General features: G+C 72.4%; 18 protein-coding genes. 11 read left to right on the forward strand and 7 right to left on the reverse strand.

Annotated features, from left to right (window positions below; genetic code table 11):
* Window positions 1–47: 47 nt before the first annotated feature.
* The 3 genes from sodN (at window position 48) to N542_RS0101900 (ending at window position 1,846) form a co-directional block, all read left to right on the forward strand.
* Window positions 48–449: a superoxide dismutase, Ni gene (gene sodN, locus N542_RS0101890; protein ID WP_028642482.1), complete on the forward strand. Its 402-nt coding sequence runs from the start codon at window positions 48–50 to the stop codon at window positions 447–449.
* Between the two features lie 148 nt (window positions 450–597).
* On the forward strand, window positions 598–1,038 hold the full coding sequence (locus N542_RS0101895; protein ID WP_028642483.1) for an anti-sigma factor: 441 nt from the start codon (window positions 598–600) through the stop codon (window positions 1,036–1,038).
* 1 nt (window position 1,039) lies between these two features.
* Entirely contained in the window at window positions 1,040–1,846 is an 807-nt protein-coding gene (locus N542_RS0101900) for an RNA polymerase sigma factor SigF (RefSeq protein ID WP_081794959.1), read from the forward strand.
* On the opposite strand, the gene N542_RS22950 is transcribed toward N542_RS0101900, so the two are convergent.
* Window positions 1,843–2,232: a hypothetical protein gene (locus N542_RS22950; protein ID WP_051551289.1), complete on the reverse strand. Its 390-nt coding sequence runs from the start codon at window positions 2,230–2,232 to the stop codon at window positions 1,843–1,845. The two genes, N542_RS0101900 and N542_RS22950, sit on opposite strands and share 4 nt — an antisense overlap.
* A gap of 220 nt (window positions 2,233–2,452) precedes the next feature.
* Here N542_RS22950 and N542_RS0101910 point away from each other — a divergent pair, with 220 nt between their 5' ends.
* Window positions 2,453–2,704: a WhiB family transcriptional regulator gene (locus tag N542_RS0101910; RefSeq protein WP_027863177.1), complete on the forward strand. Its 252-nt coding sequence runs from the start codon at window positions 2,453–2,455 to the stop codon at window positions 2,702–2,704.
* 1 nt (window position 2,705) lies between these two features.
* On the opposite strand, the gene N542_RS0101915 is transcribed toward N542_RS0101910, so the two are convergent.
* Window positions 2,706–4,181, reverse strand: a complete 1,476-nt coding sequence (locus N542_RS0101915) for a sensor histidine kinase (RefSeq protein WP_028642485.1) — start codon at window positions 4,179–4,181, stop codon at window positions 2,706–2,708.
* 68 nt (window positions 4,182–4,249) lie between these two features.
* Here N542_RS0101915 and N542_RS0101920 point away from each other — a divergent pair, with 68 nt between their 5' ends.
* The 5 genes from N542_RS0101920 (at window position 4,250) to N542_RS28395 (ending at window position 7,881) form a co-directional block, all read left to right on the forward strand.
* Window positions 4,250–5,101 (forward strand): DUF2785 domain-containing protein, encoded by an 852-nt coding sequence (locus N542_RS0101920; RefSeq protein WP_036505954.1) that lies wholly within the window; start codon window positions 4,250–4,252, stop codon window positions 5,099–5,101.
* 9 nt (window positions 5,102–5,110) lie between these two features.
* Entirely contained in the window at window positions 5,111–6,790 is a 1,680-nt protein-coding gene (locus tag N542_RS0101925; protein WP_028642487.1) for an acetolactate synthase, read from the forward strand.
* Entirely contained in the window at window positions 6,783–7,271 is a 489-nt protein-coding gene (locus tag N542_RS0101930; protein WP_028642488.1) for a GNAT family N-acetyltransferase, read from the forward strand. The genes N542_RS0101925 and N542_RS0101930 overlap by 8 nt, the downstream gene beginning before the upstream one ends.
* Window positions 7,271–7,630 carry a thioesterase family protein gene (locus tag N542_RS0101935; protein ID WP_028642489.1) on the forward strand — a complete coding sequence of 120 codons (360 nt, stop codon included), beginning with the start codon at window positions 7,271–7,273 and terminating at the stop codon, window positions 7,628–7,630. The genes N542_RS0101930 and N542_RS0101935 overlap by 1 nt, the downstream gene beginning before the upstream one ends.
* Window positions 7,631–7,806: 176 nt before the next feature.
* A complete protein-coding gene (locus N542_RS28395) occupies window positions 7,807–7,881 on the forward strand; it encodes a 50S ribosomal protein bL37 (RefSeq protein WP_371863162.1) in 75 nt (24 codons plus the stop codon).
* 71 nt (window positions 7,882–7,952) lie between these two features.
* On the opposite strand, the gene rsrA is transcribed toward N542_RS28395, so the two are convergent.
* The 5 genes from rsrA to N542_RS27335 all read right to left on the reverse strand — a co-directional run bounded on the left by rsrA (window position 7,953) and on the right by N542_RS27335 (window position 11,080).
* Entirely contained in the window at window positions 7,953–8,243 is a 291-nt protein-coding gene (gene rsrA, locus N542_RS0101945; protein WP_028642490.1) for a mycothiol system anti-sigma-R factor, read from the reverse strand.
* Entirely contained in the window at window positions 8,240–8,887 is a 648-nt protein-coding gene (locus N542_RS0101950; protein WP_028642491.1) for a sigma-70 family RNA polymerase sigma factor, read from the reverse strand. Before N542_RS0101950 ends, rsrA begins: the two co-directional genes overlap by 4 nt.
* A 72-nt stretch (window positions 8,888–8,959) precedes the next feature.
* Window positions 8,960–9,613 carry an alpha/beta hydrolase family protein gene (locus N542_RS0101955; protein ID WP_028642492.1) on the reverse strand — a complete coding sequence of 218 codons (654 nt, stop codon included), beginning with the start codon at window positions 9,611–9,613 and terminating at the stop codon, window positions 8,960–8,962.
* A complete protein-coding gene (locus N542_RS0101960; RefSeq protein WP_028642493.1) occupies window positions 9,610–10,356 on the reverse strand; it encodes an SOS response-associated peptidase in 747 nt (248 codons plus the stop codon). Before N542_RS0101960 ends, N542_RS0101955 begins: the two co-directional genes overlap by 4 nt.
* A gap of 10 nt (window positions 10,357–10,366) precedes the next feature.
* The gene (locus N542_RS27335; RefSeq protein ID WP_231482374.1) at window positions 10,367–11,080 is read right to left on the reverse strand and encodes a hypothetical protein; all 714 of its coding nucleotides are present in this window, start codon (window positions 11,078–11,080) and stop codon (window positions 10,367–10,369) included.
* A 102-nt stretch (window positions 11,081–11,182) separates the two neighbouring features.
* On the opposite strand from N542_RS27335, the gene N542_RS22955 reads away from it, so the two are divergent.
* Window positions 11,183–12,571, forward strand: a complete 1,389-nt coding sequence (locus N542_RS22955; protein ID WP_051551290.1) for a sigma-70 family RNA polymerase sigma factor — start codon at window positions 11,183–11,185, stop codon at window positions 12,569–12,571.
* 9 nt (window positions 12,572–12,580) lie between these two features.
* Window positions 12,581–13,105 (forward strand): DoxX family protein, encoded by a 525-nt coding sequence (locus tag N542_RS0101975; protein ID WP_028642495.1) that lies wholly within the window; start codon window positions 12,581–12,583, stop codon window positions 13,103–13,105.
* Window positions 13,106–13,121 lie beyond the last annotated feature (16 nt).

Below are 13,121 nucleotides of genomic sequence, written 5' to 3' on the forward strand. Positions count from 1 at the left end.
TAGTGTCGCAGTCGAACGAAGGACAACCGAAGAACGAGAGGACCCGCATGTTCGCGCGACTGTTCGCCCCCACCCTCGAGGTCTCCGCCCACTGCGACCTCCCCTGCGGCGTGTACGACCCCGCACAGGCCCGCATCGAGGCCGAGTCGATCAAGGCCATCATCGCGAAGGTCGCGGACAACGACGACCCCGACTTCCGCACCCGGGCCATCCTGATCAAGGAGCAGCGCTCCGAGCTGGTCAAGCACCACCTGTGGGTGCTGTGGACCGACTACTTCAAGCCCCCGCACTTCGAGAAGTACCCGCAGCTGCACACCCTGGTCAACCAGGCCACCAAGCTCGCCGGTGCCAGCGGCACCAAGGGTGAGCTCGACGCCGGCAAGGCCGACGAGCTGCTCGCGAAGATCGACGAGATCGCCGAGATCTTCTGGGAGACCAAGAAGGCCTGAGCAAGGCGACCGGAGCGCGACGTCTCGCTGCTCCCGACCGGTGCTTAACGGGACCGGTCTCCGGGTACGACAACACCCGGAGACCGGTCCCGCTACTGTTTCCCGACCGGTCTCGGACCTCCCGACCCCGACAGCGCAAGGACGACACATGGCATCGATCGGCGCGACCTCCGGCTCGACCACGACGGCGGCGTCACGGCGCGCCGATGTCGAGCTGCGAGTGCCGGCGGACCGGGCGTACGCCTCGGTGCTGCGCACGACCACGGCCGGCCTGGCGGCCCGCCTGGACTTCCCGATCGACGACATCGAGGACCTGCGCATCGCGGTGGGCGAGGCGTGCGCCATGGTGCTCGAGGAGACGGAGCGCGACACCGACCTGGTGTGCAGCTTCTACCAGCAGCCGGGCGAGCTGACGGTCAGCGTGACGGGCACCGTCGACGGTGGCATCGAGCCCGACTACGACAGCTTCGGCTGGCAGGTCCTCACGACCCTGGCCACCAGCGCCGACGCCGCGGCCACGGACACCGATTTCACGATCACCCTGTCGATGACGTCCTCGGTGGCGTCGCACCAGGAGCCCGGTCGCTGACATGACCATCTCGGACGACGGAGTCGACGAGGCCCTCACGGGCATCGAGCTGACCCGCAAACGCAGCGCTGACCTCTTCGTGGTCCTGCGCGACGAGGAGGGCTCCGAGGCGAGCCGGGCCGGGGCCCGCGAGGACCTCGTGCACCTGCACCTGCCCCTCGTGGAGCACTGCGCCCGCCGCTTCCGCAACCGCGGAGAGCCCCTCGAGGACCTGGTCCAGGTCGGCACGATCGGGCTGATCAAGTCGGTCGACCGGTTCGACACCGAGCGGGGCGTGGAGTTCTCGACGTACGCGACTCCCACCATCATCGGCGAGATCAAGCGCTACTTCCGTGACAAGGGCTGGGCGATCCGGGTGCCTCGGCGGCTCCAGGAGCTGCGGATGCAGATCGGCACGGCGAGCGCGGAGCTCACCCAGAGCCTGGGCCGCTCCCCCACGCCGCGCGAGCTCGCCGAGGCGATCGGGTGCACGGTTGAGGACATCGTCGAGGGCATCGAGTCCAGCAACGCCTACTCCACGCTGTCCCTGGACGCGAGCGACGACAGCGACGACGGCCCCGCCTCGATGCTGGACGCGATCGGCATCGACGACGAGGGTCTCGAGCACGTCGAGATCCGCGAGTCGATCAAGCCGCTGCTCGACCGGCTGGCTCCGCGGGAGAAGAAGATCCTGCTGCTGCGCTTCTTCAAGAACATGACGCAGTCGCAGATCGCCGACGAGATCGGCGTCTCCCAGATGCACGTGTCCCGGCTGCTCAACCGCACCCTCGAGCAGCTGCGCACCTCGTTGGAGGAGGAGAGCGGCTAGCTCTCCTCGTCCGAGAGTGCGGCGAGGCTGGCCGGGTGGAAGAGGCCGGCCAGCACGACGAGCGCGACGACGGCGATCCCCAGGGCGACGGCGGTGGTGTTCCCACCGCGGAAGCTCCAGGCGACCCCCAGCCCGATCAGCTGGGTCAGGACCACGGGGCTCCGCACCCACGACTCGCCCCGCAGCAGCGTCCACGCGCAGAAGACCAGCCCGGCGCCGTACGCCGCGAAGAAGATGCTGGTCGTCGCGCCCATCGTGAGCCGGTCGGCGTCGAGGCTCGCCGCCTCGAGCACCGCGAACGCCAGCAGCAGCAGCCCCTCGAGGGCGACGATCGAGGCCGCCACGACGAGCGGGGCCGGACGGTTGGTCGGCGGGCGTAGGCTCACGGAGGCAGCCTAGAAGAGACCCGCAACCGCCCCCACCTCAGCCGCACGTGAGTGACTGCTGTGACGGACAAGACCATGTCAGGGGTTGTTTAACGGTCCAAAGGTTGCCAGTCTTGACCCAGTGCTCGACGACGAGCCGGTTTCGTCATGCCCACAGTGCTGACATGGGCCGCCCACTGTCGACACACCCTGACTATCAATGAGAGAAGGCCCCCGAGCCATGGATTGGCGCCACCGTTCCGCGTGTCTCGACGAGGACCCGGAACTGTTCTTCCCGATCGGCAACACCGGTCCGGCCATCCTCCAGATCGAGGAGGCCAAGCAGGTGTGCCGTCGCTGCGACGTGCGCGAGCAGTGCCTCGCGTGGGCGCTCGAGGCCGGGCAGGACCACGGCGTGTGGGGCGGCCTGAGCGAGGACGAGCGCCGCGCGCTCAAGCGTCGCAACGCCCGCGCCCGCGTGCGCACCGCCTGAGCTACTCGACCGGCAGGTCGAGCGCCGCCCGGGTGCCGACGCCGTCGGGCCGCGGACCCAGCTCGAGCTGGCCGCCCAGCTCCGACTCCACCAGCGTGCGCACGATCGACAGCCCCAGGCTGGTCGACGCGTCGAGGTCGAAGCCGTCCGGGAGCCCGCGTCCGTCGTCGTCGACCGTCACGTGCAGCCGACCGACCAGGCGTTGGGCGGAGAGCACGATCTGCCCGGTCAGCTCGGCGGTCCCGGGGTCGTAGCCGTGCTCGACGGCGTTCTGCAGCAGTTCGGTGAGCACCATCGCCAGCGCCGTCGCCGACTCGGAGGGCAGCACCCCGAAGGTGCCGGTGCGCCGCACCCGCACCCGGCTGCCCACTGCGCTGACCTCGGTCACCATCCGGCCGAGCGGGTCGATGATGTCGTCGAAGTCCACCTGCTCCTCGACCGCCTGGCTGAGGATCTCGTGGACGATCGCGATCGACCCGACGCGGCGTACCGCCTCCTCGAGGGCCAGGCGCGCCGACTCGTTGTCCATCCGGCGGGCCTGCAGGCGCAGCAGTGCGGCGACGGTCTGCAGGTTGTTCTTCACCCGGTGGTGGATCTCGCGGATCGTGGCGTCCTTGGTGACCAGCTCCCGGTCGCGGCGGCGCAGGTCGGTCACGTCGCGCACCAGCACGAGCGCACCGATGTGGTCGCCCTGCGGCCGCAGCGGGATGGACCGCACGATCAGCGCCACCCCGTCGGTGCCGATCTCGGTGTCGCGGTGGGCACGACCGCCGAGCACCGCGCTCAGCGTCTCCTCGTCGGGGCGCCGCCGCGGCGGCACCAGCTCGCGGGTGGTGTCGGCCAGCGACAGCCCGGTGAGGTCGCCCGAGTGCCCGAGACGGCGGAAGACCGAGAGCCCGTTGGGGCTGGCGTAGACGACCCGCCCGGTCGCGTCGACGCGCAGGAAGCCGTCGCCCACCCGAGGGGTGTCGGCGTGGTCGCTGCGCTGGACCGCGGCCGGGAAGTAGCCGTGCGCGATCATCTGGGTCAGGTCGGCCGCGGACTGCAGGTAGGACAGCTCGAGCCGGCTGGGGGTGCGTACGCCGAGCAGGTTGGTGTTGCGCGCGACCACCGCGATCACCCGGCCGGCCCGTCGCACCGGGATGGTCTCCACCCGCACCGGCACGTCGTCGCGCCACTCGGGGTCACCCTCGCGCACCAGCCGGCCCTCGGCGTACGCCGCGTCGATCATCGGCCGGCGACCGGCCGGCACGAAGGTCCCGATCACGTCGTCGACGTACGCCGTCGGGCCGGTCGTCGGGCGCATCTGCCCGGCCGCCCAGAAGCCCTTGCCCTCGCTGTCGGGCAGCCACAGCACGAGGTCGGCGAAGGACAGGTCGGCGATGATCTGCCAGTCCGCCTGGAGCAGCTGGAGCCACGCGACGTCGTCGGCGTCGAGGTCGGTGTGGCTGCGCACGAGCTCGGTCAGGGAAGGCACACCCCGAAGGGTAGGCCGCACGGGGTCCCCCACCCGACGACCGCCCGGGCTTTGGCAGGATGGGCCCCATGTCCGGGTCATATTGGCGGAACGTGCACGCCGAGGGTCTCGCGGTCCCGTCCGACCGCCCCCTGGATGAGCTGACGGCCGAGCTCACCCGGATGCTGGGTGACCCCGACCCGGCGCTGCGCGACGGCACGGCGTACCCCGCGCTGACGACCTGGATCGAGCGGGGGGTGTACGACGACCTGCTCGCCGGCCTCGGCGACGGGATGGCCACCGGCATGCTGATCGGCGTCGGCGACACCGACACCGACACCGTCTTCCGGCGCAGCTTCTCGGCGCTCGTGCTCGGCGAGTGCATCGCCCGCGACAACACCCGGCCGCTACTGCCCGGCGGCAAGATCCTGGAGTGGGGCGACCGGCTGACCACCTGGCTGCTGCGCGAGCGCGACCTGCGGGGCTACGTGCCGGGCAAGGGCTGGGCGCACGCCGTCTCCCACGGCGCCGACACGATCGCAATCCTGGCCCGCTCCCCGCACCTCGCGACCCCGGAGCTGACGGTCCTGCTCGACGTGATCGCCGACCGGCTGCTGCTGCCGGTCGACCGGCTCTTCAGCAGCGGCGAGGGTGACCGGCTGGCGTTCGCGACGATCGCGATCCTGCGGCGCAACGTCGTGCCCCTCCGGGTCCTCGAGCCGTGGATCGCGCGGATCGCCTCCGCGGCGGCCACCCGCTCGACGTACGACGACCGCGACCCCTACCTGGCGGGCGGCAACGCGGAGGCCTTCCTCCGCGCGCTCTACCTCCAGCTCTCGCTCGGCGCCCGGCCCCCGCAGGTGCGCTCCGACCTGCTGCTCGTGGTCGTGGACGCGTTGAAGAAGACAAACCATGCCTACCTGATGGCTACGGCTGAGTAACCTGCGGGCATGCCCGACAACAGCACCGACCTGACCGGTCACGCCGGCGAGCTGGCGATCGCGGTCGCGCGCGCCCACGGCGTCGACACGCTCTTCACGCTCTCCGGGGCGCACGTCTTCCCGCTGTACGACGGGGCGGTCAAGGCCGAGGAGCCGGTCACGCTGCTCGACGTGCGCCACGAGCAGACCGCGGCCTTCGCCGCCGAGGCCACCGGCAAGCTGACCCGGGTGCCGGGTCTCGCGGTGCTCACCGCGGGTCCGGGGGTCACCAACGGGCTGAGCGCCGTCGCGCAGGCGCAGTTCGCCGGGTCGCCGATGGTGGTCGTCGGCGGACGGGCCCCGCAGGGGCGGTGGGGCACCGGCGCCCTCCAGGAGCTCGACCAGCCGCCGATCTTCGCGCCGGTCTCCAAGCTGGCGCGCACCATCCCCACCGCGGGCGAGGTGCTCGACGGGATGCACGAGGCGTTCGTGCTCGCCGGGTCCTCGCACCGCGGGCCGGTCTTCGTCGACGTGCCGATGGACGAGCTGTTCAACAGTGCCACCGGCGCGGTCCCCGCCGTCGGCCCGCTCCGCGGCGCCGAGCCGGACCCCGACGCCGTCAGCCGGATCGCCACGCTGCTGGCCAACGCCAGCCGGCCCGTGCTCATCCTCGGCACCGACGTCTGGGCCGACCGCGCCGAGGAGGCGGCGCTGCGCTTCGTCGAGGCGGTCGGCGTCCCGACGATCACCAACGGCATGGGGCGCGGCATCGTGCCCGGCGGGCACCCGCTGCTGGTGACCAAGGCGCGCAGCACCGCCCTGGGTGGGGCGGACCTCGTGGTCGTCGTCGGCACCCCCCTGGACTTCCGGCTCGGGTACGGCGTCTTCGGCGGCAAGGTCTCGGAGTCCGGGGAGAGCACGACCCCGGCGCAGGTCGTGCACGTCGCGGACTCCGCCGGCCAGGTGGCCGGGCACGCCGAGCTCGCCGCCTCGGCGTACGGCGACCTCACCGCGGTCTTCGACGGGCTGCAGGCCGGGCTCGAGCACGCCCCCCGGCGTCCCGACTGGTCGTCGTGGGTCGCGGACCTGCAGGCGGCCGTGGCCTCCGCGGTGGCGCGTGACGCCGCGCTGCTCGGCGCGGAGGCCGACCCGATCCACCCGGCCCGGATCTACGGCGAGCTGCTGCCGCGGCTGGCCGACGACGCGGTCGTGATCGGCGACGGGGGCGACTTCGTCAGCTTCGCGGGCAAGTTCGTCGAGCCGAAGCGGCCCGGCGGCTGGCTCGATCCCGGCCCCTACGGCTGCCTGGGCGCCGGGCTCGGGGCCGCCATCGCCGCCCGGATCGCCCGCCCGTCCTCCCAGGTGGTGCTGCTCCTGGGCGACGGCGCGGCCGGCTTCTCGCTGATGGACGTGGACACGCTGGTGCGGCACAACCTGCCCGTCGTGATGGTGATGGGCAACAACTCCGCGTGGGGGCTGGAGAAGGGCCCGATGCAGATGCTCTACGGGTACGACGTGATCGCCGACCTCTCCCCCAGCACGTCGTACGACGGGGTCGTGCGGGCGCTGGGTGGCGGCGGCGAGACCGTCACCGACCCGCGGCAGATCGGCGCCGCTCTGGACCGCGCCTTCGCGTCGGGCGTGCCCTACCTGGTCAACGTCGTCACCGACGTCGAGGCCGCCTATCCGCGCTCGAGCTTCGGTGTCTGACCCGGTCATCCGCCGCGCCCGCCCCGAGGACCTCGAGGCGGTCGGCGAGCTCACGGTGGCGGCGTACGCCGAGTTCACCGAGGGCCCCAACGACGACTACGTCGCGCGGCTGCGCGACGCCGCGCGCCGCGACCGCGAGGCCGAGTTGTGGGTCGCCGAGGTGGACGGCGCGGTGCTCGGGGCCGTGACGATCGCGCTGCCCGGCTCGCCCTGGCGCGAGATCGGGCGCGACGGCGAGGGCGAGTTCCGGATGCTCGCCGTCTCCCCTGCCGCTCGCCGGATGGGGGTCGGCGACGCGCTCGCGCGCCTGGTCATCGACCGCTTCCGGTCCCTGGGCTTCCGTACCATCGTGATGTCCAGCCTGGACAGCATGGCGGCCGCGCACCGGATCTACGGGCGGCTCGGCTACCACCGCGTCCCGGAGCGGGACTGGTCTCCGCGGGCCGGCGTCAACCTCATCGCGTTCGAGAAGGAGCTCTAGTGGAGGCGACCCTGACGTTCACGGTGACCAACGAGGACACCGCCGTCGCGCTGGGCTCCGGCAGCCTGCCCGTGCTCGGCACGCCCCGGCTGCTGGCCTGGTGCGAGGCAGCGACCTGCGCCGCGATCGACCCGACCCTGGCGGCGGGGTCCACCAGCGTCGGGACCCGCGTCGAGCTGGCCCACCAGGCCCCGAGCGTCGTCGGCCAGCAGGTCGAGGTGAGCGTGTCCTCGACCTACGTCGACGGCCGGCTGCACCGCTTCACGGTCGGCGCCCGCAACGTGGGCGGCAAGGTCATCGCCACCGGCGAGGTGACCCGGGTGGTCGTCGACGCCGAGCGGTTCCTGTCGCGGCTGTAGGTCGTGGTCTGCGGGAATCACCGGTTCACCGGGGATTGCCGCACTTCTCCGGCGTTCCAACGCCTGAGAAGTGACAGCAAGCCCTGAGAAGTGGGCCGATTTCCCGCATCGCCGTGCGTTTGAGAGGATGGATGTTGGCCTCCGGGCCGATTCGTTTCGATCAGGAGGAGAAGATCATGGGCAAGACCGGCCGCAAGCGTCGCGCTCGCAAGAAGAAGGCTGCCAACCACGGCAAGCGTCCCAACGCCTGAGCGCACCACATGACAGAACCCCCGAACCTTCCGGTTCGGGGGTTCTTCGTCTGTACGGCGTGCGCGCGGCGCTAGCCCTCGCGGATCTGCACCTGGACCTCACGGATCCGGAAGAGCACCCGCTGCCGCAGCTCGTCGGGCGCCACCTCGGCGCACGAGCGGGCCACGACCGACTTCACGGTGCGCTGCAGGTCGTACTTCTCCAGGCACGGGTTGCAGCTGTCGAGGTGCACCCGCACCGCGGAGCAGTCGGCCTCGGCGAGCTCGTTGTCGATGAAGTAGACGATCCGGTCGAGGAAGTCGGCGCAGTCGCTGGCGCTCGGCTCGTCGGTACGGCGCTCGGCGGCGTGGTCGTGGCTCATGACTTGCCTCCGTCGCGGCCGACCGTGAGCAGGTCGTTGTCGCGGACGTAGTCCGAGAGCAGGTCGCGCAGCTGGCGACGGCCCCGGTGCAGCCGGGACATGACGGTGCCGATCGGGGTCTCCATGATCTCGGCGATCTCCTTGTAGGCGAATCCCTCGACGTCCGCGAGGTAGACCGCGAGCCGGAACTCCTCGGGCAGACGCTGCAGGGCGTCCTTGACCTCGGAGTCGGGCAGGTGCTCGAGCGCCTCGGTCTCGGCGGACCGCAGGCCCGTCGACGCGTGCGTCTCGGCGCGGTGGAGCTGCCAGTCCTCGACGTCCTCGGACATCGACTGCTGCGGCTGCCGCTGCTTCTTGCGGTAGTTGTTGATGAAGGTGTTGGTCAGGATCCGGTAGAGCCAGGCCTTCAGGTTGGTGCCGGGGCGGAACTGGTGGAAGGAGGAGTACGCCTTGGCGAACGTCTCCTGCACCAGGTCCTCGGCATCGGCCGGGTTGCGGGTCATCCGCATCGCGGCGCTGTAGAGCTGGTCGAGGAACGGCAGCGCGTCCCGCTCGAAGCGGGCCGTGCGGTCGGTCTCCGACTCGGTGGCTACGTCGACAGGGGGTTCGACGACCTCAGGGGTCGTCTCGGCAGGGTCGGTCATCGCTTCCCAGAGTAGCCCGGTCGGGCGTTCAAGCAGTGCTTGCATGCTGGTGGAACGCGACGGACCGGTCGGTCATTCCCGCTGGCTCCCGGTGCCGGTGACCTCGCGCAGGATCCACTCGAGGGTGGACTCGACGATGATCCCCATCGCATCGGCCTCGCTGACCTCGGCGCGGGCGGGCACCTTGAAGCCGTGGTCGGCCGCGGGCACGACGGCGAGGTCGACGTTGCTCGGGAACTCGTCCGGCCGGCCGAAGGCGTCGCGCTCGCCCTGCACCACCAGGGTCGGCACCCGGGCCGCACGCAGCTCCTCGAGCCGCGACTTCTCCGGCTTGCCGGGCGGGTGCAGCGGGAACGCGAGCGCCAGACAGCCCGACGCACCGAGCTGCTTCGCGCACCGCGCCGCCGAGCGAGCGCCGGCCGAGCGTCCACCCACGACCAGCGGCGTACGCGTCTTGAGGCGGTTGGCGGCGGCGACCAGGCCCACGTCCAGGGTCGCGGGAGGCGTCGCGATCTTGCGGCCGGCGACCTTCCACGGCTGCTCCAGCAGCACCACGGTGACGCCGTTGCGGGGCAGGTGCTCGGCGAGCGCCACGAGATCGCGGCTGTCGATGCCGCCACCGGCGCCATGGCTGAGCAGCAGGGTGGCCACCGGGCCGCGCGCCTGTCGTACGACGATGCGGGCGTCACCGTGCGGGGTCTCGAAGCGGCGCTCGACGGCGGTCACGACGGCGTCTCCTCCAGGGGCAGCGGCTCGACCAGTTCGGGCCCGTTGTTGCGCACGTTGCTGACCAGCGTCGAGACCGGGAACGCCTCGAGCCGACCGGGCGCAGCCGGCACCAGGAGGTCGGTGTCACCGCCGACCCGGGGGTCGAGCCAGGCCGCCCAGCGGTCGCGCTCGACCATCAGCGGCATCCGGTCGTGGATGTGACCGACCGAGTCCTCGGCCTGGGTCGTGATGATCGTGCAGGTCCACCGGAACCGGTCCGGGTCGTCCTCGGTCCGGTCGGGGTCGCGCCAGATCTCGTACAGCCCGGCCATCGCCAGCACGCCGTGGTCCTGCGGGCGGATGAAGAAGGGTTGCTTGCGCGGCTTCCCGGCCGCCGTGAGCGCCTCGGTCGGGTACCACTCGAAGTAGCCGTCGGCCGGCAGCAGGCAGCGCCGCTTCGCGAAGGCCCGCTTGTACGCCGGCTTCTCGGCCACCGTCTCCATCCGGGCGTTGATCATCCGGTTGCCGATGGAGGGCTCCTTCGCCCAGGACGGGACCAGGCCCCACGTCAGCACCCGGAGCTGACGCTCCGGCGGCTCGGCGCTCTCCTTCGAGGGCGGCCGCTCGACGACGGCGTACACCTCCTTGGTCGGCGCGACGTTGTAGTCGGCCTCCAGCGCGTCCTGGATCCGGCTCTCGACGATGTCGAACTCGTCGAGGAGGTCCTCGGGGCGCCTGCTCGACGCGTAGCGGCCGCACATGCGGACAACTCTAGAGGCGGGCGAGCTCGTCGAGCAGCGCGACGGCAGCGACGTCGGAGTCCGGGAGGCCCTCGATCCAGACGCGGGGGCGCGGGGCGGCACCGCCCACGACCATCCGCTGCAGCAGGTCGACCCGGCGCACCAGCCGGTCGTCGCGGTCGGCGAGCACCACCAGGCGGCCCGGGGCGATGCGGCCGATCGTCTCGCGCCCGGGGAAGACACCGCGGACGATCTCACCGAGCTGCGCGTCCGCCATCGCCTGGGCGAGCAGCTCACCGCACGGAGCCACCTCGACGACGACCAGCACCCCCGCGTCGGCGACCGGACCGGCCCGGTGGGCGTCACCGATGCAGGCGCGGAGATGGGCCAGGGTGCTCAGCCCCGTCAACGGGTCGTGGCACGACAGCCCGTGGACGTAGCCCAGGGTGGCATCGCTCCAGGCCACCGCGAGGGCGCGGAGCTCGGCGTGGGCCGGCTCCGCGTCGCGCACCAGGCGCCACGTCGTCGCCAGGTCGTCGAGCGCCTCGGCCAGTGAGACCCCGTCGCGGGCGAGCACCCCGCCCAGGACCTCGCAGGCGGCGACCGAGCCCGACCCCGAAGCAAGGGACTCCCCCACCGCCTCGAAGCGGGGCGGTATCGCCGCCCGCACCTCCGAGGACAGCTCCTGCCCTACTCCGGGGTCGACCGTGGGCAGGCTCCGCTTGCGCGTCGCGCTCCAGTCCACGGTGGCTCCCCCTACATCCGGTCTGCCGGGGATGGGACGGCCCTCGACCTCGGCCATGACGCGGACCGCGTCGCCTTTTTCGCGCTCGTGCGTTGAGCCTGTGTGGGCCCCACCGTCACGACCCTGGACGAGCGCAGCGACGCCGAGCTGATCTCGGCCGTCCGCGCGGGTGACGTCGCGGCGTACGGCGAGCTCTTCGCCCGCCACGTGGAGGCCGCCCGCAGGCTCGGGCGTCAGCTCGTGCCCGGACCCGACGTCGACGACCTCGTCTCGGAGTCGTTCACGAAGGTGCTGAGCGTGCTGCAGCGCGGCGGCGGTCCCGACCTCGCGTTCCGTGCCTACCTGCTCACCGCCGTGCGCCGCGTGCACGTCGACCGGATCCGCGCCACCGCGCGGCTCCACACCACCGACGACCTCACGCCGTTCGACCCCGGGGTGCCCTTCCGCGACACCGCCGTCGAGGGCTTCGAGAGCGCCGCGGCCGCGCGCGCCTTCGCCTCCCTGCCGGAGCGCTGGCAGCTGGTGCTGTGGCACACCGAGGTCGAGGGCCAGAAGCCCGCCGAGGTCGCGCCGCTGCTCGCGATGAGCCCGAACGCCGTCTCGGCGCTCGCCTACCGCGCACGGGAGGGACTGCGCCAGGCCTACCTCTCGATGCACGGGGCCGCGTCCGGTGACGGCGCGTGCGAGCGCACGCGCGCCGAGCTGGGCGCCTACGTGCGCGGCGGCCTGTCGCGGCGCGACGCTGCCCGGGTCGAGGAGCACCTCGAGCGGTGCCGCCGGTGCACCGCGCTCTACCTGGAGCTGACCGAGGTCAACAGCAACCTGCGGGCCGTGCTGGCCCCGCTGCTGCTGGGCGTGGCCGCGACGGCGTACGTCGCCTCGAGCGGCGTGGCCGTCGGTGGCCTCGGGGCCCTGCTCGGGCGGCTCCGCGACCTCGCGCTCACCCACGGGTCGACCGCCGCCATCGCCGGGGTTGCCAGCGCCGCGGTCGTCGCCGGGGCCGTCCTCACCGTGCACCAGGGTCCCGGCCGCGACCCCGGCGCCGAAGGCTCCCCCGCGATCACCGCCAGCCCGGCGCCGTCGAGCACGTCCCGCGCGCCGGCTGCTGCCGACGCCGTCCGCGACCGGCCGGTACGCCGGACCGAGGCCCCGCCGTCGGCGCGGTCGGCGCCGGCCGCCACCCGGTCGCCCGCACCGGCGGCGGCCGACTCCCCGGCTGCCGGTGCGCAACCGCCGGCGACCGCTGCTGCGGCGCCGTCCTCCCCGCAGCCCTCCTCGCCGGTCACGGCGCCCGCCTCGCCTGCCGCCACGCCGGCGCGGCCGTCGAGCGCACCGCCCGCGGGTCAGTCCCCCACACCCGCGCTCGTCGACCTCGCGGCGCACGTGTCGGCAGGACCTGACGGCGTCGAGGTCGGGCTCGGCCTCGACCTCGCGGGCGTCGCGATCGTGCCGGACAGCCGGGTGGGAGTGCCGTTGCCGTCGGTGGGGTAAACACAGGACATGACCGTCAGCAGACTCATCGCCCGTCCGATGCTCGCCTCGATCTTCATCGTCGGCGCCGCCACTGCCCTCAAGAACGCCCCGCAGTCCGCGTCGAAGGCCGCGCCGGTCGCCGACAAGATCGTGCCGATCGCCAAGAAGGCCGGCGTCCCGCTCCCGGAGGACACCGAGACCCTGGTCAAGATCAACGCCGCCGTGCAGATCGCGGCCGGGCTCGGGCTCGCCACCGGCCGGGCGCCGCGCCTGTCCGCAGCCGTGCTCGCCCTCTCGCTGCTCCCGACGACCGCCGCCGGTCACCGGTTCTGGGAGGTCGGCGACCCGGCCCAGCGCACCCAGCAGAAGCTGCACTTCTTCAAGAACGTGTCGGTCCTCGGCGGCCTGGTGATCGCGGCCGGCGACACCGACGGGAAGCCGGGCGTGGCCTGGCGCACCCGACGGGTGGCCAAGGACGCGCGACGTGAGGCGAAGCGCCTGGCGCACGACGCCCGCCGGGAGACCAAGCTCGCCCGAGCGCGGATCAGCTGAGCCCTGGCCCCACTAG

This window comes from Nocardioides sp. URHA0020 (assembly GCF_000620705.1).
Lineage (GTDB): Bacteria > Actinomycetota > Actinomycetes > Propionibacteriales > Nocardioidaceae > Nocardioides.